A 19,239-nucleotide genomic window follows, 5' to 3' on the forward strand; every position below is an offset into this window, starting at 1 on the left:
CTCCTAGTACTTCAAGAGGTTCGCGTCGTCCACCGACGACGACTGGCGGGTGCGGAAGATGGCCGTGATGATCGCGAGCCCGACGACGACCTCACAGGCCGCGACGACCATCACGAACAGGGCCATCACCTGGCCGTCGAGGTTGCCGTTGATGCGCGAGAACGTGACCAGGGTCAGGTTCACCGCGTTCAGCATGAGCTCGATGCACATGAACACGACCACGGCGTTGCGCCGCACCAGGACGCCGACGGCGCCGATGGTGAACAGCAGCGCCGAGAGCAGCAGGTAGTACTCGGGCCTCATCGGTGCTCCCCGGTGTCGGCGGCCTCACCGGAGGCGGCGGTCCGGTCGGGTGCGGGGCGGCCGGTCAGCGCGTGCGCGTCCGGGGTCGTCGTGTCCGGCACGTCGACCGCGACCGACTCGATGATCTCCGACAGCGACTCCGGGGCGATCGAGCCGTCGGGCAGGATCGCCGGGACCGCGACCGAGTTCGCCGTCGCGTAGACGCCGGGGCCGGGCAGCGGGGAGATGCGGGCGTGCTCGCCGCGCAGCCGCTTCAGCACCGTCGCGCGCTGGCCGATCTTGGTGTGCTGGCTGCTCTGCGAGCCGGACAGCACCATCGCGCCGAGCGCGGCGACCATCAGCAGGGCCGCGGTCAGCTCGAACGCCAGCAGGTAGTCGGTGAAGATCAGCCGGCCGAGGCCGGGGACGTTGCCGTTCCACCCGAGCCCGCCCTGCGCCAGCCCCGCGGGGGTGACGCTGGTCAGGCCGCGGGCCAGCCCGCCGACCAGGAGCGCGGCCAGCGCCACGCCGAACACCAGCGCCGCGGCCCGCTGCCCGCGCAGGACCTCGATCACCGAGTCCTTGGAGTCCCGTCCGACCAGCATGAGGACGAACAGGAACAGCATCATCACGGCGCCGGTGTAGACGATGATCTGCACGAACCCGAGGAACGGGGCGGACTGCACCAGGTACAGCACCGCGATCGAGAACATCGTCAGGACCAGCAGCAGCGCGGCGTGCACCGCGTGCCGGGCGAAGACCAGGCCGAGCGCACCGGCCAGCGCCACCGGTCCGAGGATCCAGAACGCGACCGCCTCGCCGGTGCTCACCTCCCCGGCCGCCTGGGCCAGGACCGCGGCCGTGGTCATCGGGCCTGCTCCTTGGTCTGGTCCTGGGCGGACACCTTCGCGAGCGTCGGGCCGGAGACGTAGTAGTCCTGCTCGTCGTCGCCCAGGCGCATCGGGTGCGGCGGCTGCTCCATGCCCGGCAGCAGCGGGGCCATCAGCTGCTCCTTGGTGTAGATGAGGTCCTGCCGGTTGTCGTCGGCCAGCTCGTAGAAGTTCGTCATCGTGAGCGAGCGCGTCGGGCAGGCCTCGATGCACAGGCCGCAGCCGATGCACCGCAGGTAGTTGATCTGGTAGATCGCGCCGTAGCGCTCACCGGGCGAGTACCGCGCCTCCTCGGTGTTGTCCCCGCCCTCGACGTAGATGGCGTCGGCCGGGCAGGCCCAGGCGCACAGCTCGCAGCCGACGCACTTCTCCAGCCCGTCCGGGTGCCGGTTGAGCTGGTGGCGCCCGTGGTAGCGCGGCGCGGCGGGCGGGAAGTCCTCGGGGTACTCCTCGGTGACGACCTTCTTGAACATCGTCGAGAAGGTGACGCCGAATCCCTTGAAGAAGTCGAACATCTAGCGCGCGTCCTTTCCGGCCGTGACGGCCTTCCGACGCTTCGGGGGTGAGTCGGGGACCACCAGGTCCAGCGGCGGCACCGGATAGTCCGACGCCGGTTCGACCGGTGGCGCCTCGGTCTGCCGGTCGGGCAGCAGGAACGCCACCGCGAGCACGACGGCGAGCGCGAAGCCGATCAGCGACAGCAGCAGCACGTAGTTGTCCGAGCCGGTGTTGACGAACGCCCGGATGCCGAAGATCGCGACGATCCAGACCAGCATGACCGGGACCAGGACCTTCCAGCCCAGCTTCATGAACTGGTCGTAGCGGAACCGCGGCAGCGTCCCGCGCAGCCAGATGAACACGAACAGGAACAGCAGCACCTTGATGATGAAGGCGACGAACTGCATCCAGCCGTACTCGTTGAGGAAGCTCAGCGGCCACGGCCACATGCCGCCGCCGAGGAACAGCGTCACCGCCATCGCCGAGACGGTCACCATGTTCACGTACTCGGCGAGGAAGAACAGCGCGAACTTCAGCGACGAGTACTCGGTGTGGAACCCGCCGACCAGCTCCGACTCGGCCTCGGGGAGGTCGAACGGCGCCCGGTTGGTCTCGCCGACCATCGCGATCACGAAGACCACGAAGCTCGGCAGCAGGAGCCAGAAGTACCAGCCCGACGCCTGCGCCCCGACGATCGTCGCGGTGGACAGCGAGCCGGAGTAGAGGACGACGCCGACGACGGCCAGGCCCAGCGCGATCTCGTAGGAGATGACCTGGGCGGCCGAGCGCAGCGCCCCGAGCAGCGAGTACGGCGAGCCCGAGGCCCAGCCGCCGAGCACGATGCCGTAGACGCCGATCGAGGAGCAGGCCAGCACGACGAGCACGCCGACCGGGACGTCGACGAGCTGGAGCACCGTCTGCTCGCCGAAGATCGTGACCTCGCCGCCGAACGGGATGACGGAGAAGGCGACGAACGCCGGGATCGTCGAGATGACCGGGGCGATGAAGTAGACCTTCTTGTCGGCCATCGCCGGCATGATGTCTTCCTTGAACGCCAGCTTCAGACCGTCGGCGAGGCTCTGCAGCCAGCCGCCGGGGCCGGTCCGGTTCGGGCCCGGACGGTGCTGCATCCGGCCGACGACCTTGCGCTCCCAGTTGATCATGAACAGGGTCAGCACGACGCCGAGCGCGAACAGCCCGACGACCTTGATCAGGATCAGCCAGATCGGGTCGTCGGCGAGCAGCGCCTGGGTGTGCGTCAGCTGGTCCACCGGGGCGGGCGGGACCTGGGACAGGTTCACGACGCGCTTCCGTTCCCGGCCGGACCGACCGTCACGAGGTCACCGTGGCCCACCCCGAGCGTGGGGCGGACGTGCGAGCCGGGCGAGCAGGTCGGCAGCCAGACGACGCCGTCGGGCAGGTCGGTCAGTGCGACCGGCAGGGTGATCGCCCCGCGGTCGGTGCGGACCGTCGCCTCGGCGCCCTCGACCAGCGCGAGCCGCTCCGCGGTGGCCGCGTTGACCTTGACGTAGGGCCGCCGCGCCGTGCCGGCGAGCGCGGGCTCGTCGATCTGGAGGCTGCCGTCGTCGATCATCTGGCGCGAGGTGGCGAGGACCGCCTGGCCGTAGCCGGGACGCCGGGCCTGGCCCGCCGTGTGGTCCGGTGCGACGCCGTCGGCGCGGCGCGAGCCGAGCCGCTCCAGCTCCCCGGCCGCGGCGGCCGGGGTCTGGGTGAACAGGTCCGCGTCCATCTCGACGCCGAGGGTGTCGAGCACCCGGCAGTCCGGGAGCACGCCGGTCGCGTCGAGCGCGACGCCGAACTCGCGGCGGCGCCCCTCCCAGTTCACGTAGGCGCCGGAGCGCTGGGCGTCCGGGGCGACCGGGAGGACGACGTCGGCGAGCTCGGTGACCGCCGAGGTGTGGATCTCCAGGCTGACCAGGAACCCGACCTCGCGCAGCGCGGTGATCGCGGCCGTCGGGTCGGCCATGTCCTGCGGGTCGACGCCGCCGACGACGAGCGCGGCCAGCTCACCGGACGCGGCGGCGGCGAGGATCGCGTCGCCGTCGCGGCCCGGGGCGGACGGGACGGGGGCGCCCCAGACCTGCTCCAGCTCGGCGCGGGCGGCGGCGTCGGTGACGAGCCGGCCGCCGGGCAGCAGGGTGGGCAGCGCGCCCGCCTCGACCGCACCGCGGTCCCCGGCCCGGCGCGGCAGCCAGCCGATCGCCGCGCCGGTGCGGGCGGCGAGCGCGGACACCGCCGAGTACAGGCCCGGCGACTCCGCGGCCCGGTCCCCGACCAGGATCACCGCACCCGGCTGCTCCAGCGCGGCGACGACGTCGGCGCCCGGGTCGGCGACGACCGCGGCCTCCGCGCCGGGCACAGCGTGCAGCACGGTGGCGCCGGTCTTCTCGGCGCCGTAGCTGGTGAACGGGCCGACCTGGAAGTGGCGCAGCCCGCGCTTCCGGTACGCCTTGCGCAGGCGCAGGAAGACGATGCCCGACTCCTCCTCGGGGTCGGTGCCGACGGTGAGCACCGCGGGGGCGTTCTCGACCGCCGTGAAGGTCACCGAGTCCTGAGGAGTCCCCCCGGCGACGTGCGCGGCGAGGAACTCCAGCTCCTCGCCCGAGTGCGGGCGGGCGCGGAAGTCGATGTCGTTGGTGCCGGCGACGACGCGGGCGAACTTGGCGTAGGCGTAGGCGTCCTCGACGGTCAGCCGTCCCCCGGGCAGGACGCCGATGCCGCCGGCCGCGCGGGCCGCGAGCAGCCCCTCCGCGGCGACGGCGAGCGCCTCGGTCCAGGAGGCCTCCTCCAGCGTGCCGTCCGCGCGCCGGACCAGCGGCCGGGTGATGCGGCCCTGGCTACCGGTGTAGCGGAAGGCGAACCGGCCCTTGTCGCAGAGCCACTCCTCGTTGACCTCCGGGTCGTTGCCCGCCAGCCGGCGCAGCACGGTCCCGCGACGGGAGTCGGTGCGCGAGGCGCAGCCGGAGCTGCAGTGCTCGCACACGCCCGGGGTCGAGCGCAGGTCGAACGGGCGCGACCGGAACCGGTACGCGGCGCTGGTGAGCGCCCCGACCGGGCAGATCTGGATCGTGTTGCCGGAGAAGTAGGACTGGAACGGCTGGTCCTCGGCGATGCCGATCTGCTGCTTCGCCCCGCGCTCGAGCAGGTCGATGAACGGGTCGCCGGCGATCTCCTCGGAGAACCGGGTGCAGCGCTGGCAGAGCACGCAGCGCTCGCGGTCGAGCAGCACCTGGCTGGAGATCGGCAGCGGCTTCGGGAAGGTCCGCTTGGTCTCGACGAAGCGGGAGTCCGACCGGCCGTGCGCCATCGCCTGGTTCTGCAGCGGGCACTCGCCGCCCTTGTCGCAGATCGGGCAGTCCAGCGGGTGGTTGATGAGCAGCAGCTCCATCACACCCTGCTGCGCCTTGTCGGCCCGCTCGGAGGTGTGCTGGGTCTTCACCACCATCCCGTCGGCGACGGTCATGGTGCAGCTGGCCTGCGGCTTCGGCATCGGCCGGCCGCCCATCTCCACCTCGACCAGGCACTGGCGGCAGGCGCCGGCCGGGTCGAGGAGCGGGTGGTCGCAGAACCGCGGGATCACGATGCCGAGGCGCTCGCAGGTGCGGATCAGCAGCTCGCCCTTGGGGGCGTCGACGACCTGGCCGTCGATGGTGAGACGGACGTGGCCCTCGGGGACGGGTGTCTCCTCGGTGGCGTTCCGCTCCGGTGTGAGGGTCATGCGCTCGCTCCGGTCAGTGCGGCCAGCTGCTCCGGGCGGTCCACATCGGGCTGCTCCGCGATGAGGTCCAGGAACTCCTGGCGGAAGTACTTGATGGCGCTGGTGATGGGGCTCGTCGCACCGTCGCCGAGGGCGCAGAAGGAGCGGCCGAGGATGTTGTCGCAGACGTCGAGCAGGGTGTCGATGTCGGTCGAGGTGCCCTCGCCGCGCACCATCCGCTGCAGCACCTGGACCAGCCAGTACGTGCCCTCGCGGCACGGGGTGCACTTGCCGCAGCTCTCGTGCTTGTAGAACTCGGTCCACTTCATGACCGCCCACGGCACCGAGACGGTCTCGTTGAAGACCTGCACCGCGGTCGTCCCCAGCATGGAGCCGGCCTCGGCCGCGCCCTCGAAGTCCAGGGGGACGTCGAGGTGCTCGGCGGTGAACAGGGGTGTCGACGAGCCGCCCGGGGTCCAGAACTTCAGCGGGATCCCGTCCTTCATCCCGCCGGCGAGCTCCAGGAGCTCCCGCAGCGTGATGCCCAGCGGCGCCTCGTACTGGCCGGGACGCTCGACGTGCCCGGAGACCGAGTAGATCTTCGGGCCGGGCGACTTCTCGCGCCCCATCGAGCGGAACCAGGCCGCCCCGCCGTTGACGATGGCGGGGACGCTGGCGATGGTCTCGACGTTGTTGACGACGGTCGGGCAGGCGTAGAGCCCGGCGGTCGCCGGGAACGGCGGCTTGAGCCGGGGCTGACCGCGACGGCCCTCGAGCGAGTCGAGCAGCGCCGTCTCCTCGCCGCAGATGTAGGCACCCGCACCGGCGTGCACCACGATCTCCAGGTCGAACCCGGAGCCGAGGATGTCGCGGCCGAGGTAGCCCTTCGCCTTCGCCTCGCGGACGGCGGCGCGCAGCCTGCGGATGCAGTGCAGCGCCTCGCCGCGGACGTAGATCGCGCAGAAGTTGGCGCGGATCGCGTAGCTGGTGACGATGCAGCCCTCGATGAGCGCGTGCGGGTCGGCCATCATCGTCGGGATGTCCTTGCAGGTACCCGGCTCGCCCTCGTCGGCGTTGATGACCAGGTACTTCGGCTTCGCACCGGGCCCCGTGCCGCTGCCGTCGTCCTGCGGGATGAACCCCCACTTCATGCCGGTGGGGAACCCGGCACCACCGCGGCCGCGCAGCCCGGAGTCCTTCACGAGCTGGATGAGCTGGTCGGGGTGGGCGGCGAACGCGGTACGCAGGGAGGTGTAGCCCTCGAGCTGCTCGTAGGTGTCGATCGACCAGGACCGCGGCGACAGCCAGCGCCTGGTCAGGACGGGCGTGATCGGGTCCGGCTTGCGCACAGGCTCAGTGGTGCTCATGCGATCACTTCTTCTCCGGTAGCGCGGGCATCGCCGGCGGCTCGTCGGGCAGCGCCGGGGCGGTCCAGCCGTTCTCCTCGGCCATCCGGGCCCCGCGCACCGACTCGATCGCACCGGACGGGCCCTCGACGCGGGCCGTCGTGTCGACGCCTCCGGCGTCGTCGGTGAACCCGGCCAGCTCCAGCTCGACGGTCCGCAGATCGGTCAGCGGCGCCCCGCGGGTCGGCTGCGGGCGCTCGCCGCGACGCAGGGCGTCGACGAGCTCCACCGCGGACTCGACGGTCTGGTTGTCGAAGTACTCGTAGTTGACCTGCAGCACCGGGGCGAGGTCGCAGGCCGCGAGGCACTCGGCGTGCTCCAGGGTGACCGAGCCGGTGCTGCCGGGCTCCCCCGCCGTCTCCTCGTGGCCCAGCGGACGGTCCTCGGTACCCAGCTGCGTGCGCAGGCGGGCGTAGATGTCGTCGCCGCCCAGCGCCGCACACAGCGTGTTGGTGCACACGCTGACCAGGTGCTCGCCGCACGGAGTGCGCTTGTACATCGTGTAGAACGTCGCGACCGCCGACACCTCGGCGGTAGTCAGCTCCAGCGCCTCCGCGCAGTAACGGATGCCGTCGGGGCTGACGTACCCCTCGACCGACTGGACCAGGTGCAGCAGCGGCAGCAGCGCCGACCGGGACTCCGGGTAGAGGGAGATGATCTCCGTGGTGCGCTGCCGGGTCAGCTCGTCGAACACCGGCGAGACGGGGCTCTTCTCCTGCGGGGGGACCGTCATCGGTCGCAACCTCCCATCACGGGATCGATCGAGGCGACGGCCGCGATGACGTCGGCGACCTGGCCGCCCTCGCTCATCGCGGGCATCGTCTGCAGGTTCACGAAGCTGGGGTCCCGGACGTGGATGCGGACCGGGCGGGTGCCGCCGTCGGACACGGCGTGCACCGCGAGCTCGCCGCGCGGGGACTCGACGGCCGCGTAGGCCTGCCCCGGCGGGACTCCGAAGCCCTCGGTGACCAGCTTGAAGTGGTGGATCAGCGACTCCATCGACTGACCCATGATCTTGCGGACGTGCTCGAGGGTGTTGCCCATGCCGTCGCTGCCGACCGACAGCTGCGCCGGCCAGGCGACCTTCGGGTCGTCGACCATGACGCGGCCCGGGCCGAGCTCGTCGAGCTTCGTCACCGCCTGCTCCATGATCTTGAGCGACTCGTGGATCTCGGCGACGCGCATCCGGTAGCGGGCGAAGCAGTCGGCCTCGGTGGCCGTCGGGACCTCGAAGTCGTACTGGTCGTAGACCGAGTACGGCATGTGCTTGCGCAGGTCCCACGCCAGACCTGCCGAGCGGAGGATCGGGCCGGACGCGCCGAGGGCCAGGCAGCCGTCGACGGGCAGGTAGCCGACGCCCTCCAGGCGCTGGCGCCAGATCGGCTGCCCGGTGAGCAGCCGGTCGTAGTCGGGCAGCCGGGAGTTCATGACCGCCACGAAGTCACGGACCTTCTCCTGCCAGCCCTCGGGCATGTCCTGGGCCAGGCCGCCGGGGCGGATGAACGCGTGGTTCATCCGCAGGCCGGTGAGGAACTCCAGCAGGTGGAGCACCTCCTCGCGCTCGCGGAAGCCGGAGGTCATGCCGGTCAGCGCGCCCAGCTCCATGCCGCCGGTGGCCAGCGCGACCAGGTGCGAGCCGATCCGGTTCAGCTCCCAGAGCAGCACCCGCAGGTGCTCGGCCCGCTGCGGGACCTCGACGCCCAGCAGCTTCTCGACGGCCATGCAGTAGGCGCCCTCGTTGAACAGCGGGGACAGGTAGTCCGCGCGGGTCACGAAGGTGACACCCTGGGTCCAGGTCCGGTACTCGCAGTTCTTCTCGATACCGGTGTGCAGGTAGCCGATGACCGCGCGGCCCTGGGTGACGGTCTCGCCCTCCAGCTCCAGGACCAGGCGCAGCACCCCGTGCGTCGACGGGTGCTGCGGGCCCATGTTGATGACGATGCGGTCGTCGTGCTCGGCCTCGAGCAGGTCGTCCCAGTCGCCGCCGGTGACGGTGTAGACCGTGCCCTCGGTGGTCTCCCGGCCGGGCGCGGCGTACGGGTCGGTGGTGGCGTCGGCGGTGGTGGTGGGGTCGGCGTCAGTCGTCACGAGTAGGCCCTCCGCTCATCGGGCGGGGGGATCTCCGCGCCCTTGTACTCCACGGGGATGCCGCCCAGCGGGTAGCTCTTGCGCTGGGGGTGGCCGTCCCAGTCGTCCGGCATGAGGATCCGGGTCAGCGCCGGGTGGCCGTCGAAGACGACGCCGTACATGTCCCAGGTCTCGCGCTCGTGCCAGTCGGCCGTCGGGTAGACGTCGACGACGCTCGGCACGGTGGGCGGGTTCGCGGCGTCCCCCATGTCGAGCGCGACCTCCAGGCGCACCCGGCGCCGGTAGGTCATCGACAGCAGGTGGTAGACGACGTGCAGCGGCCGGTCGACCGGGGCGCCGTCCGGCGCTGAGTAGTCCACACCGGACACGCCGGAGCAGAACTCGAAGCGCAGGCCCGGGTCGTCGCGCAGGGTGCGGGCGACCTCGTGCAGCCGGGCGGGCTCGACGTAGAGGGTCATCTCGTCGCGGTCGATCGTGACCTGCTCGATCGCGGCGCGCGGGACGCCGCGCTCGTCGAGGGCCGCGCCGAGCTCGTCGGCGAACTCGTCGAACCAGCCGCCGAAGGGCCGCTCGGCCGGGGCCGGGGCCCAGCCCTGCAGACGCAGGCCGCCGTAGCCGGAGGTGTCGCCGGAGCCGCGGACGCCGAACATGCCCGAGCGGGTACGGGTCTCGGTCATCCTCTGCGCGGGGCGGGCGCCGCCCAGCGCGTCGGAGGGGGTGGCCGCGTCCCCGGGAGCGGCCAGGTCGCCGGGGGCCTCGCCGCCCGCCATCCGCTGCTCCTCGGCCGCGGCGCCGCTCTCCTGCGACGACGAGTGCGCGCCGCCGGTGGGCTCGGCCCCGTCCTTGGAGGTGCCGGTCGGCTCGGTCACGTCGCGTCACCTCCGCGGGCCGCGTCGGCCAGCGACGGCAGCTCCAGGGTCTCCCCCGGCGCGAGCGCGTTCGGGGCCGGTTTGGGCTGCGAGCCCGGCTCCAGGTAGTTCGGGACATCGGGGGTGTGCGTGGTCTTCAGCGCACCGAGCTGCTTGTGCTTCGGCGCGTACTTGACCGACGACGGCACCATCGGCGTGCGGTACCCGGACTCGGCGAGCTCGGCGGCCCGCTTCGGGCCGAGCGGCTCGTCCATGATCTTGGCGTGGATCTTGAGGATCGCGTCGATCAGCATCTCCGGCCGCGGCGGGCAGCCGGGCAGGTACATGTCGACCGGGACGACGTGGTCCACGCCCTGGACGATCGCGTAGTTGTTGAACATGCCGCCGGAGCTGGCACACACGCCCATGGCGAGCACCCAGCGCGGCTCGGGCATCTGGTCGTAGATCTGGCGCAGGACCGGCGCCATCTTGTTGCTCACGCGGCCCGCGACGATCATCAGGTCCGCCTGGCGCGGCGAGGCCCGGAAAACCTCCATGCCGAACCGGGCGAGGTCGTAGCGCGGGGCGCCGGTGGTCATCATCTCGATGGCGCAGCAGGCCAGGCCGAACGTGGCAGGCCAGAGCGACGACTTCCGGGTCCAGTTGACCAGCTTCTCGACGTTGGTCAGCAGGACGCCGCTGGGCAGGTTCTCCTCGAGTCCCATGACGGCCTCAGCTCCACTCGAGCCCGCCGCGACGCCATTCGTAGGCGTACGCGAAGGCGATCGTGGCGATGTAGAGCGTGATGGCCACGAACCCGAAGACGCCGACCGCATCGGCGACGACGGCGTACGGGTACATGAACACCAGCTCGATGTCGAACAGGATGAACAGCATCGCCGTGAGGTAGTAGGCGACCGGCACGCGACCGCCGCCGACGACCGGCTGCGGCGAGGGCTCGATACCGCACTCGTAGGAGTCCAGCTTGGCCCGGTTGAACCGGCGCGGACCGATCAACGGCGCGGAGGCGACCGAGAACACCGCGAAGCCCGCCGCCAACACGAACAGCAGGACGAGCGGGAGATAGGGATCGAGCATTCCTACACCTTCGTTGTCGCGGCGCCACCGTCGTTGGTGGTGATCGACGAGCCGGTCGCGGCGACCCTATGTCCGGTCCCCTGTGACCAAGAACCCAGGCGAGCCTTACCTGTGACGGGGCGCGGGTCACATGTGATCCGCATCCGTGCAGGTCGGCGCGCTCCGGGTCGCGTGTCTCCCACCACCCTTGTGAAAAAGTTCACGAACTGCGCGAGCAGTGTAGGACGACGTCGCCGTGATCGCGTGGGCGGATCGGGCGACGACGCGGGACTCCTTGCGGCGCAACGCGCTTCGACGCAGGGTCAGTGGGCGGCGACGGCCGGTGCCGGGCTGCGCACGCGGCGTCCCCTCGCACAGTCGGCCCTCCCGCGGTCGACCTCCCACGCGGTCGACCTCCCACGCAGCCGACTCCCACGCAGCCGACCACCGACCGCCGGGCGCAGGGTGACCGACCGCCGCAGCGCCCACCGCTGCACCGCGGACCGCCGCGTGCCATGAGAGACGCGACTCCGGACCCTCCCTTCCCGAATTCGCTTACCCGGTGAGCGAATTCCGAGAAGGGAGCACGTCGTCGCGTGGTGCTGCCGGGCCCGGCGCAGCAGATCGAGCGCGATCCCCGGGGCCGTGCATTCCCTTGCCAACTCGCTTACCCGGTGAGCGGATTCGCCCGGCCCCGGGCGCTGGCCGCGCGGGAACCCGGCACCGTGTGCACTGGTCCGCGGCGGAGCGGGCTCGCTGCAGGGGCGCGAGCCGGTGGAGGGACGACCGCCCGGCCGCCGCCGCGACCGCACGCGTGCAGCGCGCCCGGCTCCGCCACGACGTCGGCCCCTGTGTCGCAGGCCGCCTCCGCAGACCCGTCCACGGGGACCGTGGCGGGACGGGGCGGCGGGGGCTCAGGCCGGCTTGTACGCCCGGTGCAGCGCGACGGCGCCGAAGGTCAGGTTCCGCCAGGCGGGGCGCTCCCAGCCGGCGTCGGCGATCTTCCCGGTGAGTGCGGGCTGGTCGGGCCAGTCCCGGATCGACTCGGCCAGGTACAGGTAGGCCTCGGGGTTGGAGGAGACCGTGCGGGCGATCGCCGGGAGGGCGTGGCCGAGCACCGCGTTCTGGTAGAGCACGCGGAAGGGGGCCCAGGTCGGCGTCGAGAACTCGCAGACGACCAGGCGGCCGCCGGGGCGGGTCACGCGGGCCATCTCACGCAGGCCGGCGACGGTGTCGTTCACGTTGCGCAGGCCGAACGAGATGGTGACGGCGTCGAAGCTGCCGTCGGCGAAGGGCAGGTGCAGCGCGTCGGCGGCGGCCTTCGGGACGTCGCGGCGGGCGCCCGCACGCAGCATGCCGAGGGAGAAGTCCGCAGCGACGCACCAGGCGCCGTCCTTCGCCAGCTCGACGGTCGATACCGCGGTCCCCGCGGCGAGGTCGAGGACCTTCTCGCCCGGGCGCAGGCCGAGGGCCCGGCGGGTCTGGATCCGCCAGTAGCGGTCCTGGCCCCCCGACAGCGCGGTGTTGGTCAGGTCGTAGCGCCGGGCGACGCCGTCGAACATGCGGGCGACGTCGGTCGGGTTCTTGTCGAGCTCGGCGCGGGACACGAACACAGCTTAGGCGACCCGGCCGCCGGCTCACCGCCGTCCGAACCGCTGCCCGAACTGCTGTCCGAACTGCTCGCGCAGCACCTCACGCAGGCCGCTCAGGTAGTCGGCACGGACCCGGGCGGCGACGCCCGCCCACTCGGCCGACGGCGTGCTGACACCGTTGCCGTCGCCGGTGAAGGCGCCCATGCCGTGCAGCGCGATCCAGCGGTGGTCGTAGTCGTGCGGCGCCGCCCGGTCCCAGGCGACGGCGCGGACCGCGGCCCGGCGGACCCGGGCCGGGTCGGCGAAGGCCCAGCGGTTCACCGGTTCGCCGAAGCGGTCGCGCAGCACGGCCAGCGCCTGGGCGGCGGTGGTGTCGGTGCAGCGGCAGGCGTCGTAGCGGGCCCGCAGCTGGCCCGCGTAGAACCAGCGGGCGGCCTCGGGCATCGCGCCGTCGGCGACGAGGTTCTCCGACAGCGCGAACAGCACCGGCGGCATCTGCCGGTGCGGGGCGTCGAGGACCTCGGCACGGGCGGCGGCACGGACCGCGGGCGCGGGGTCGAGCAGCCGGGACATCAGGCGGACGGTGGCGGAGGTGTCGACCGTGGCGAGCTCACCACGGGGCGCGACGACGACGGTGCGGCTCATGGGACCACCGTCGCCGCCGGGCCGCGGCCACGGATCCGCACGACTACGCAGGCACCCTCCCCGGCCGCGTCGGCCCGGCCGGCGGCGGCCCGACCAGGCGGGGGTCCGGTCGGCGGGGGTCCGGTCGGCGGGTGTCCGGTCGGGCGGCGGCGTGCCGGTCAGGCCGCGAGGCGCTCCGGGGCCGCGGCGCGGAGCACGTCGCCGTAGTGGGCGAGCAGCTCGTCGCCGACCGCGGTCCAGGTGCGGCGCAGCACCGACTGGCGGGCGGCCAGGCCGAACTCCCGGTTGCGCTGCGGCTCGCACAGCGCGGCGACCGCCCCGACCAGCTCGCGGTCGGCGGCGTCGGTGGCCGGGTCGCCGGGCTCCCCGCCGTCGGGGCGGGGTGCCACGAGGTAACCGGTGCGGTCGGGCAGCACGAGGTCGCGCGGGCCGCCCGCGTCGGGCGCGACCACCGGGACGCCCGAGGCGAGTGCCTCCTGCACGGCCTGGCAGAACGTCTCGGCCTGGCCGGTGTGGACGAACACGTCGAGGCTGGCGTAGATCTGCGCGAGCTCGTCACCGCCGCGGTGCCCGAGGAACGCCGCCGAGGGCAGTCGCTCGCGCAGTCCGTCGGCGCTGGGGCCGTCGCCGACGACGACCAGCCGCGTCCCGGGCAGCTCCCCCAGCACGGCGAGCCGCTCGACCTGCTTCTCGGGGGCGAGGCGGCCGACGAAGCCGACGAGCCGCTCGCCGTTCGGGGCGAGCCGGCCGCGCAGCGCGTCGCTGCGCCGCGACGGGGTGAACCGTCGGGTGTCGACGCCGCGCGCCCACTGGTGCACCCGCGGGACGCCGCGCTCGCGCAGGGCCCCGGTCGCCCAGCTCGACGGCGCGAGGGTCCGGTCGGCCATGCCGTGCAGCCGGCAGGTCCAGCGCCACGCGGCCCGTGCGGTCAGCCCGAGCCCGTACGCGGAGGCGAACCCGGCGACGTCGGTCTGGTAGATCGCGACCGTCGGCACGCCGAGGCGCCGCGCCGCCGCCAGCCCCCGCGCCCCGACGACGAACGGCGCCGCCAGGTGCACCACGTCCGGCCGGAACCGGCGCAGCGCGGTCAGGATCCGCCTGCTGGGCACCCCGACCGGCATCGAGTTCACCACCGGCAGCTCGACGGCCGGGATCCGCACGACCGGGATCCCCTCGTGGGAGTCCGGCTCCCCGGTGCCCGGCGCGATCACCACGACGTCGTGACCCCCTGCCCGCAGGTGCTCGCACACCCGCAGCACCGAGTTGGTGACGCCGTTGACCACCGGCAGGAAGCATTCCGAGACGATTGCGACGCGCACGGCCGGAACGGTGACGGGGGCGGGACAGCGGGCCGGGTCCCTGGCGTGATCAACCACCCAACCCTGGGCGAACATCGGGTGGGCGGGTCACGAGTTGGCACGTCCGGCACAAGGTGGACACCCGCACGTCGTCGCCGGGACATCACCCGCCCGGACACTCGGGTCGCATGACGGCCGTGCCCCACACCCCGCCACACACGGCGCCACCCCCGGTACCGTCCCCCCGGCCGGTGGACCCGGCACTGCTCTCCCGCGCGCTCGAGACCGCGGGCCGGCTGGCCAACGACGCCGCCGAGGTGATCACCGCGACGCTGGGTCGCGAGCACACCGGATCGCTCGACGCGTCGGCCAAGGCCAACCCGTTCGACTGGGTCACCGACACCGACCGCACCCTGGAGCGGCACACCCGCCGGGTGCTGGCCGCGGAGTTCCCCGGATGCCCGGTCGTCGGCGAGGAGTTCGGCGCCGACGCCGGTGCCGACACCGCACCGCTGCGCTGGGTCGTCGACCCGGTCGACGGCACCGCGAACTACGTCGCGGGCCTGCCCTGGTGCGCCTACAGCCTGGCCCTGGTCGACGGCGACGGCCCGGCCGTGGGTGTCGTCGCCGACCCGGGCCGTGGGCAGATCTACGCCGCCGCCCGCGGGCGCGGCTTCCGGGCCAACGGCGTGCCGGTGCCGTCGCGGCGCACCGCCCGGGTTGCCGGGTCGCTGATCTGCGCCGAGGACCCCGACCCCGGGTTCGTCGAACGCGCCCGCGCCGCGCACGTCGGCGTGCGGGTGCTCGGCTCGGCCGCGCTGGCGATCACCCAGGTCGCGCTGGGCAACGCCGTCGCCGCGGTGCTGACCCGTTACCACGAGTGGGACGTCGCCGGGGCGCTCTGCCTGGCCACCGAGGCCGGCGCGCTGGTGCTGGGCCGCGACGGCCGGTCGACGCCGCTGCCCGAGGGCGGGCTGCTCGTCGCCGCACCGCAGGTCGCCGCCGAGGTCGGGGCGCTCTGGCGGGGCTGAGCCCGGTGCGGGGCGGCGCGGTCCGGTGCGGTCCGGCCCGGGCGCCGTCAGACGGTGCCGGTGCGGGCCCGGCGGCGGCGCAGCCACACGTACAGCGGCCCGAGGAGCACCCAGCCGCCCGCGATCAGCCCGGCGACCGGGAGGATCCCGTCGACGGCGGTGCGGCCCGCGACGCGCACGTGCGTCGGGTCGGCGGTGTCGTACTCGACGTAGATGTTCTCGCCCGGGGTGAGCCCGACCGGGTAGGAGATGCCCGCGGCCGGGGTCTGCAGCCGGCCCTCGTCGTCGACGAACCTGACCAGGGTGCGCCAGTAGTCCGAGCCGTCGAGGACGGTCGCGGCGGTGGTGCCGCGGTTGCCGTCGATCGCCGCGTCCTCCAGGAACGCACCGCCCAGGGCCACCAGCGCGACCAGCGTCCACGCCAGTGCGACGGCCAGGACGATCTCGGGCAGGTGGTACCGCGTCCGGCCGATGAGACGGGCCGCGACGGCCGAGGTCTCGGTCAGCACATCGCCGGTGGGACGGCCGCTCGGACTGGTCACGGGACCCGATTCTAGGAGCGCTCCGGCACCCGGGTGTGTCCGGTGCCTCCCACCCTGGCGCCCGCCCCGGCCGAGGAAGTTGCCTACTCTCGAAGGGTGACCGTCGCACCGGCCAGCACCGCGTTGCGCGTCCGGACACGCCCGCTGCGGCTCGACGGGCGGCTGCTGGACGTGCTGCCCGCCGACGCCGGGGCGCTGTCCTGGGTGCGCGACGGCGAGGGCGTGGTCGGCTGGGGCGAGGTCGCGCGGTTCACCGCGTCGGGACCCGAGCGCTTCGCCGAGGCCGACCGCTGGTGGCGCCGCGTGGTCGACCGGCTCGACGCCGGCGCCGGCTACGACGACGTCCGCCTCCCCGGTACCGGCGCCCTCGCGTTCGCCTCGTTCACCTTCGCCGACGGCTGCCCGGGCTCGGTGCTCGTCGTGCCGCAGGTGATCGTCGGGCGGCGCGGGCACCGCGCCTGGATCACCGAGATCACCCCCGCCGACGCCCCGGAGACCCCGGGCAGGCTGCCGGTCCCGTCGCCGGTGCGCCCGAGCGGACGGCTGCGCTACGCCGACGGCCAGGTGTCCGCGCACCGGTACCGGGCCGCCGTCGCAGCGGCGGTCGGGCGGATGCGCGACGGGGAGCTGGAGAAGGTGGTGCTCGCGCACGACCTGCTCGCCGTCGCCGACCGCCCGCTGGACCCCCGGTTCCTGCTCCGCGGGCTCGCCCGGCGCTACCCGACGTGCTGGAGCTACGCCGTCGACGGCCTGGTCGGCGCCACCCCCGAGCTGCTGTTGCGGCTGCGTGGGCGGACCGTGGAGTCGCGGGTGCTGGCGGGCACGATGTGGCCCGGCTCCGGACCGGACGGCGACACCGCGGGCGCGCTGATCGGCTCGTCGAAGGACCGCCGCGAGCACGCCTACGCCGTGGACTCCCTCGCTGCGTCGCTGCGCCCGCTGGTGGCCGAGCTGCACGTGCCGGACGCGCCGTCGGTGCTGACCCTGCCGAACGTGTCGCACCTGTCCAGCGACGTGCACGCCCGCCTCGACCCGGCCCGGCCCGCGTCGCTGCTGACGCTGATCGGGGCGGTGCACCCGACGGCCGCCGTGGGCGGCACCCCGACCCCGGACGCGACGGCGCTGATCTCCGAGATCGAGGGTCTCGACCGCGGCCGCTACGCGGGCCCGGTCGGCTGGGTCGACGCCGAGGGCGCGGGCGAGATGGGCATCGCGCTGCGCTGCGCCGAGCTGCAGGGACGCACGGCGCGGCTGTTCGCCGGATGCGGGATCGTCGCCGACTCCGAGCCCGACGGCGAGGTGCGCGAGGCCGCCGCCAAGATGCGCGCGGTCCGCGAGTCCCTGGAGGGCTGAGCCCGGCCCGGTCCGGACGGACGCCGTGTCCGCCGGGGCGTCCGCACCACCTGCCGCGGCGCGGACGCGGGCGGGACCGGCTCAGTCCAGCGCCGCGACGACCACCCGGCGGAGCTCGGCGTGCGCGTCGCGCAGCCCGGCACGGTGCGCCGCGACCCGGACCAGCCGACGTCCCGAGCCGGGGCGGGCCGCGAGTTCGCCCGCGTCGCCGCCCCAGTCGGTCGCCCGCCAGCCCGCCGCCCGGGCCAGGGCCACGAGGTCGACGCCGGTCGGCGTGCCGAAGATGCGCTCGAAGGCGTGGGCGTGCGACGGACCGCCCTGTTCGAGCAGGTGGAAGATGCCGCCGCCGTCGTCGTCGAGGACGGTGACGGTCAGGTCCGGGGACGGCTCCCCCGGGCCGACGACCAGTCCGGTGGTGTCGTGCAGCAGCGTGAGGTCGCCGAGCAGCAGCGCCGTCGGGCCCGGGTGGGCGAGCGCGGCGCCGAGGGCGGTCGACACCGTCCCGTCGATGCCCGCGACCCCGCGGTTCGACCGCACGGTGAGCCCGGAGCGGGGCACGGCGGCGAGCGCGACGTCGCGTACCGGGTTCGACGAGCCGAGGACGAGCTGGCCGCCGTCGGGCTGGGCGGCGACGAGGTCGCGGGCCAGCCGCAGGCCGGGTGCGCCGGCGGCGGTGCCGTCGTCGAGCGCGGTGTCGAGGGACGTGGCCGCGGCCCGGTCCGCGTCGCGCCAGGACCGTACCCAGTCCTCGGGCGGGGACAGCGCGGGCAGCGCACCGACGGCCCGGACCGTGCCGGCGACGTCGGTCCACGGGGCGCCGTCCGGACCGGGGTCGGCGAACACCGCCACCGACGGGTCGGCGAGCAGCGCGGCGACGCCCCGGTGCAGGGTGGGCCTGCCGAGCACGACGATCTGGGTGGGGCGCAGCTCCGGCCGGTCGAGCAGCCACGGCGCGGTGCGCAGCGCGTGCGCCCACCAGCACGACGACGGCTCCGCGACCAGTGGGGCCCCGCCGAGCAGGCCGGGGTCCGCGGCGGGCCCGCCCGCCCCGGCGACGACGAGCGTGCGCGCCCCCGGGTCGAGCTCCAGCGGGGGCAGCGCGCGGACCGGGCGGGACACCGCGGTCCACGGCGCACCGCCGGGCCGTCCGGCGGGGAGGTCCGCGCCCGGCAGACCGGCGTCGTGGTACCCGGTGTCCGGCCCGGCCGGGTCGTCGTCGGGCACGAGCGGGTCGGTATAGGGCAGGTCCAGGTGCACCGGCCCGGGCGCGCCCGCGCCGGCACCGGCGGCCGCGGCGAACATCCGCGCGACGACCGCCCGCCAGCGCCGCGCCTCCGGCTCGGTGGTGCCCACGGGCACCGGCAGCGCGCCCGCCCAGCGCACGGCGCCGCCGTACAGACCGGCCTGGTCGACGGTCTGGCTGGCGCCGGTGCCGACCAGCTCCGGCGGCCGGTCCGCGGTCAGGACCAGCAGCGGGACCCCCGAGTGCGACGCCTCCAGCACCGCGGGGTGCAGGTTCGCCGCGGCCGTCCCGGACGTGACGACGACCGGGACCGGGCGCCCCGACGCCAGCGACAGGCCGAGCGCGAGGAAGCCCGCGGCACGTTCGTCGATGCGCACGTGCAGCCGGACCGTGCCCCGCTCGTCGGCCCGGGCCAGCGCGAACGCGGGTGGCGCGTTGCGGGAGCCGGGGCACAGGACCGCGTCGGTGACACCGGCCCGCGCCAGCTCGTCGACGAGTACGCGCGCCTGCGCGGTCGAGCCGTTCACCCCATCACCCCTCACGACGACGGTACCGGCGTACTGCCTGCGATCCCCGCCCGGTCGAGTTCCTCCGGCAGGGACCAGCAGGTCCGCCATGTGGCCCAGTCTGCCGCGCAGTCGCGACCGGGTGTGGCCGGGGCACGTCACGGTCGGGGTACCGATGTGGCCGGAACCGGTGAAAACGGCGCACCACGGCCCTACCGTGGC

General features: G+C 73.9%; 18 protein-coding genes. 2 read left to right on the forward strand and 16 right to left on the reverse strand.

Annotation, left to right across the window (positions count from 1 at the left end; genetic code table 11):
• Positions 1–3: 3 nt before the first annotated feature.
• From nuoK to ZF1_RS24065, 14 genes are all read right to left on the reverse strand, one after another.
• A complete protein-coding gene (gene nuoK / locus ZF1_RS24000) occupies positions 4–303 on the reverse strand; it encodes an NADH-quinone oxidoreductase subunit NuoK (protein WP_060710483.1) in 300 nt (99 codons plus the stop codon).
• The gene (locus tag ZF1_RS24005) at positions 300–1,151 is read right to left on the reverse strand and encodes an NADH-quinone oxidoreductase subunit J (RefSeq protein WP_062397973.1); all 852 of its coding nucleotides are present in this window, start codon (positions 1,149–1,151) and stop codon (positions 300–302) included. The genes nuoK and ZF1_RS24005 overlap by 4 nt, the downstream gene beginning before the upstream one ends.
• Complete coding sequence (gene nuoI, locus ZF1_RS24010; RefSeq protein ID WP_060710481.1) at positions 1,148–1,687, reverse strand: NADH-quinone oxidoreductase subunit NuoI; 540 nt, start codon at positions 1,685–1,687, stop codon at positions 1,148–1,150. The genes ZF1_RS24005 and nuoI overlap by 4 nt, the downstream gene beginning before the upstream one ends.
• On the reverse strand, positions 1,688–2,932 hold the full coding sequence (gene nuoH / locus ZF1_RS24015; protein ID WP_062403806.1) for an NADH-quinone oxidoreductase subunit NuoH: 1,245 nt from the start codon (positions 2,930–2,932) through the stop codon (positions 1,688–1,690).
• Positions 2,933–2,967: 35 nt separating this feature from the next.
• Positions 2,968–5,409 (reverse strand): NADH-quinone oxidoreductase subunit G, encoded by a 2,442-nt coding sequence (locus ZF1_RS24020; protein WP_482638397.1) that lies wholly within the window; start codon positions 5,407–5,409, stop codon positions 2,968–2,970.
• A complete protein-coding gene (gene nuoF, locus ZF1_RS24025; RefSeq protein ID WP_208818965.1) occupies positions 5,406–6,755 on the reverse strand; it encodes an NADH-quinone oxidoreductase subunit NuoF in 1,350 nt (449 codons plus the stop codon). Before nuoF ends, ZF1_RS24020 begins: the two co-directional genes overlap by 4 nt.
• A gap of 4 nt (positions 6,756–6,759) precedes the next feature.
• On the reverse strand, positions 6,760–7,527 hold the full coding sequence (nuoE, locus tag ZF1_RS24030) for an NADH-quinone oxidoreductase subunit NuoE (RefSeq protein WP_208818964.1): 768 nt from the start codon (positions 7,525–7,527) through the stop codon (positions 6,760–6,762).
• Positions 7,524–8,882: an NADH-quinone oxidoreductase subunit D gene (locus ZF1_RS24035; RefSeq protein WP_482638398.1), complete on the reverse strand. Its 1,359-nt coding sequence runs from the start codon at positions 8,880–8,882 to the stop codon at positions 7,524–7,526. Before ZF1_RS24035 ends, nuoE begins: the two co-directional genes overlap by 4 nt.
• Entirely contained in the window at positions 8,879–9,652 is a 774-nt protein-coding gene (locus ZF1_RS24040; protein WP_482638749.1) for an NADH-quinone oxidoreductase subunit C, read from the reverse strand. Before ZF1_RS24040 ends, ZF1_RS24035 begins: the two co-directional genes overlap by 4 nt.
• Positions 9,653–9,747: 95 nt before the next feature.
• A complete protein-coding gene (locus ZF1_RS24045; protein ID WP_062397985.1) occupies positions 9,748–10,455 on the reverse strand; it encodes a NuoB/complex I 20 kDa subunit family protein in 708 nt (235 codons plus the stop codon).
• A 7-nt stretch (positions 10,456–10,462) separates the two neighbouring features.
• The gene (locus ZF1_RS24050; RefSeq protein ID WP_062397987.1) at positions 10,463–10,828 is read right to left on the reverse strand and encodes an NADH-quinone oxidoreductase subunit A; all 366 of its coding nucleotides are present in this window, start codon (positions 10,826–10,828) and stop codon (positions 10,463–10,465) included.
• 893 nt (positions 10,829–11,721) lie between these two features.
• Positions 11,722–12,414, reverse strand: coding sequence for a demethylmenaquinone methyltransferase (locus ZF1_RS24055; protein WP_482638399.1), 693 nt, complete (start codon positions 12,412–12,414; stop codon positions 11,722–11,724).
• Between the two features lie 30 nt (positions 12,415–12,444).
• Entirely contained in the window at positions 12,445–13,044 is a 600-nt protein-coding gene (locus ZF1_RS24060; protein ID WP_251786725.1) for a hypothetical protein, read from the reverse strand.
• Between the two features lie 158 nt (positions 13,045–13,202).
• Positions 13,203–14,363: a glycosyltransferase family 4 protein gene (locus tag ZF1_RS24065; protein ID WP_208818961.1), complete on the reverse strand. Its 1,161-nt coding sequence runs from the start codon at positions 14,361–14,363 to the stop codon at positions 13,203–13,205.
• Between the two features lie 167 nt (positions 14,364–14,530).
• On the opposite strand from ZF1_RS24065, the gene ZF1_RS24070 reads away from it, so the two are divergent.
• A complete protein-coding gene (locus ZF1_RS24070; RefSeq protein ID WP_073576544.1) occupies positions 14,531–15,373 on the forward strand; it encodes an inositol monophosphatase family protein in 843 nt (280 codons plus the stop codon).
• Between the two features lie 47 nt (positions 15,374–15,420).
• Here ZF1_RS24070 and ZF1_RS24075 read toward each other — a convergent pair whose 3' ends face one another.
• Entirely contained in the window at positions 15,421–15,915 is a 495-nt protein-coding gene (locus tag ZF1_RS24075; protein WP_139282884.1) for a DUF3592 domain-containing protein, read from the reverse strand.
• Between the two features lie 96 nt (positions 15,916–16,011).
• Between ZF1_RS24075 and ZF1_RS24080 the strand changes: the two genes are divergently transcribed.
• Positions 16,012–17,268, forward strand: coding sequence for an isochorismate synthase (locus tag ZF1_RS24080; RefSeq protein WP_073576545.1), 1,257 nt, complete (start codon positions 16,012–16,014; stop codon positions 17,266–17,268).
• Positions 17,269–17,349: 81 nt separating this feature from the next.
• Here ZF1_RS24080 and menD read toward each other — a convergent pair whose 3' ends face one another.
• Positions 17,350–19,038, reverse strand: coding sequence for a 2-succinyl-5-enolpyruvyl-6-hydroxy-3-cyclohexene-1-carboxylic-acid synthase (gene menD, locus ZF1_RS24085; protein WP_179761775.1), 1,689 nt, complete (start codon positions 19,036–19,038; stop codon positions 17,350–17,352).
• Positions 19,039–19,239 lie beyond the last annotated feature (201 nt).

The sequence above is a fragment of the Pseudonocardia sp. ZF1 genome, from assembly GCF_056835605.1.

Coding starts and splice junctions, on each gene's coding strand:
- nuoK (WP_060710483.1), bottom strand. CDS start 303: ATGAGGCCCGAGTACTACCTGCTGCTCTCGGCGCTGCTGTTCACCATC.
- ZF1_RS24005 (WP_062397973.1), bottom strand. CDS start 1,151: ATGACCACGGCCGCGGTCCTGGCCCAGGCGGCCGGGGAGGTGAGCACC.
- nuoI (WP_060710481.1), bottom strand. CDS start 1,687: ATGTTCGACTTCTTCAAGGGATTCGGCGTCACCTTCTCGACGATGTTC.
- ZF1_RS24020 (WP_482638397.1), bottom strand. CDS start 5,409: ATGACCCTCACACCGGAGCGGAACGCCACCGAGGAGACACCCGTCCCC.
- nuoF (WP_208818965.1), bottom strand. CDS start 6,755: ATGAGCACCACTGAGCCTGTGCGCAAGCCGGACCCGATCACGCCCGTC.
- nuoE (WP_208818964.1), bottom strand. CDS start 7,527: ATGACGGTCCCCCCGCAGGAGAAGAGCCCCGTCTCGCCGGTGTTCGAC.
- ZF1_RS24040 (WP_482638749.1), bottom strand. CDS start 9,652: ATGGCGGGCGGCGAGGCCCCCGGCGACCTGGCCGCTCCCGGGGACGCG.
- ZF1_RS24045 (WP_062397985.1), bottom strand. CDS start 10,455: ATGGGACTCGAGGAGAACCTGCCCAGCGGCGTCCTGCTGACCAACGTC.
- ZF1_RS24050 (WP_062397987.1), bottom strand. CDS start 10,828: ATGCTCGATCCCTATCTCCCGCTCGTCCTGCTGTTCGTGTTGGCGGCG.
- ZF1_RS24060 (WP_251786725.1), bottom strand. CDS start 13,044: ATGAGCCGCACCGTCGTCGTCGCGCCCCGTGGTGAGCTCGCCACGGTC.
- ZF1_RS24070 (WP_073576544.1), top strand. CDS start 14,531: ATGACGGCCGTGCCCCACACCCCGCCACACACGGCGCCACCCCCGGTA.